The sequence below is a fragment of the Chloroflexota bacterium genome, assembly GCA_035652535.1.
Lineage (GTDB): Bacteria > Chloroflexota > UBA6077 > UBA6077 > SHYK01 > DASRDP01.
Window position 1 is genome coordinate 1 of sequence record DASRDP010000111.1, and the last position, 2,066, is coordinate 2,066.

Here is a 2,066-nt window from a genome sequence, read left to right on the forward strand (position 1 = left end):
AAGAGGTAAACGCGCTGAATTCGTGCGGCCTGAAGATCCGTGAACGCCCGCAGGACGGTCTTGGCCCGCGGCAGTCGGGTCGAGGGCTGGACGAGCGCGCGCCGAAGGGCTTCGATCCGGATTTCCCGGAGGCGTTCCGGGGTTGGTCTTCGCGCTTGGGCCTCACGCTGAATCCGGCGGATATCGTCCCGAGAGAGCCCAAGCCGTTCGACGCGGCGACGGACGGATTCGGATTTGTCGCTCGAATCCGAGAGATCGATCGTGGAGTTGACCCAATTTGGTGGACACCCACGCTCAGTCAGATGGGCGTAGAAAGGTGCCACATGTCGAGGATGGAAACGAAGAAGCGGGTCCGGCGCGTCCACACGCGCGAGTTCAAGGCTGAGACGGTAGCCCTTGTGCGAACCGGCGGGCGAAGCGCCGGCCAGGTCGCGCGGGAGCTGGGGCTGGCAGACAGCCTCGTACGGACGTGGGTACAGCAGGCCGACGTGGATGCTGGGAGGGGGCCCGCCGGTGCGCTCACCACCGCGGAGAAGGAGGAGCTGTCGCAGCTACGACGGGAGGTGAAAGTCCTCCGGATGGAGCGGGAGATTTTAAAAAGGGCGGCCACCTTCTTCGCCAAGGAGAACGCGTGAAGTTCGCGTTCATCTCCGAGGAGAAGGTGGCCTTCCCCGTCGCTGTGCTCTGTCGCCTCTTGGCCGTTTCTCCGAGCGGTTTCTACGCCGCGCAGGGACGCCCCCGGTCGCTGCACGCTCGTCGCGACGACAAGCTCACGGAGCAGGTGGTGCAGGCGCACGCGGCCAGCAAGCGTCGGTACGGCAGTCCCCGCGTGCACGCCGAGCTCAAGGCCGCCGGCGAGTGTGTGGGCCGCAAGCGCGTGGCCAGGCTGATGCGCGAGCAGAAGCTGGCGGCGCGGACGCGGCGCCGTTTCCGCACGACCACCGACTCGAAGCACGACTTCCCGATCGCGCCGAACGTGCTCGAGCGGGACTTCACGGCGAGTGCCCCCGATCGGGCGTGGGTCACCGACATCACGTTTGTTTGGACGGCACAGGGCTGGCTGTACCTGGCCGTGATCCTGGACCTGTTCTCGAGGCGCGTGGTGGGGTGGGCGGCCAGCCAGAACGTGGATCGCCACCTCGCGCTCGCCGCTCTGGACACGGCGCTGGCGCGTCGGCGCCCGGCCGCTGGTCTCGTTCACCACTCCGATCGTGGCAGCACGTACGCGAGCAGCGACTACCGAAAGGCCCTGGACGCCAGAGGCCTCGAGTGCAGCATGAGCAGGAAGGGTGATTGCTGGGATAATGCCGTCGCCGAAAGCTTCTTCTCGACGCTCAAGCGCGAGCTCGAAGGAATCGATGACTTCGAGAGTCGCGCCGGCGCCGCCCTATCGATCGGCGACTACATCGACGGCTTCTACAACCTCCAGCGCCGCCACTCCGCGATCAACTACACCAGCCCTGTCGAGTTTGAGCTGATACATTCCGTGCAGAGAGCAGTAGCGTAACGAAACCGTCCATCAGATCGGGTCAACCCCATGCTGATTCGCGGGCGGCATCCAGTCAGGCAACGGTCGGCGAGCGCCTCAAGTCGCCAATGAGAAGGCCTTGGGCGGATGCAGTCGGGGCGTCGATCCTCGCGGCACTGATGTGTCCTGCCATCCTGAGCAACGTGTTGCCCTGTTGCGAGCACTTCTCGGGGATCGGGCTCTACGACCCCGGCGCCGGCGGGGATCCGATTTGGAAGCAGCGGCCGCTGCTCACTCCTCTTTTTGTGGCGGCCACCGGCGTTCTTCGGCTCGCGCTCTCTCGCGTGTGGCCCGTTGCCGGTCGGTACCGATGGATCCTGATGGCGCTCATCGTCGTGGCCGTGCTGACGGCGGCAGCCTCGCAAATCCACCCACCGGGTTTCTCCTACGCGCCTCGATGAAGATGAACGCTCCCCAACCCGCGGCTCCTCGCGGCCGTGCTACGCTGGCGCGACCGTTCGGCGTTCGCCATTGAACGGCAAAACGTCAGCCAGACGGAGAAGACTCATGGGTGCTTGGGGAACGGGGACTTTCGAAA

The 2,066-nt window shown here is 65.5% G+C and carries 2 protein-coding genes; both read left to right on the top strand.

What is annotated here, in order from left to right:
* Positions 1-332 precede the first annotated feature (332 nt).
* A protein-coding gene (locus VFC51_13695; GenBank protein ID HZT08077.1) for an IS3 family transposase occupies positions 333-1,507 on the top strand; the annotation gives its coding sequence in 2 pieces (ribosomal slippage) (positions 333-603 and positions 603-1,507; 1,176 coding nt in all).
* Positions 1,508-1,647: 140 nt separating this feature from the next.
* Complete coding sequence (locus VFC51_13700) at positions 1,648-1,929, top strand: hypothetical protein (GenBank protein ID HZT08078.1); 282 nt, start codon at positions 1,648-1,650, stop codon at positions 1,927-1,929.
* The last annotated feature ends 137 nt before the right edge of the window (positions 1,930-2,066 follow it).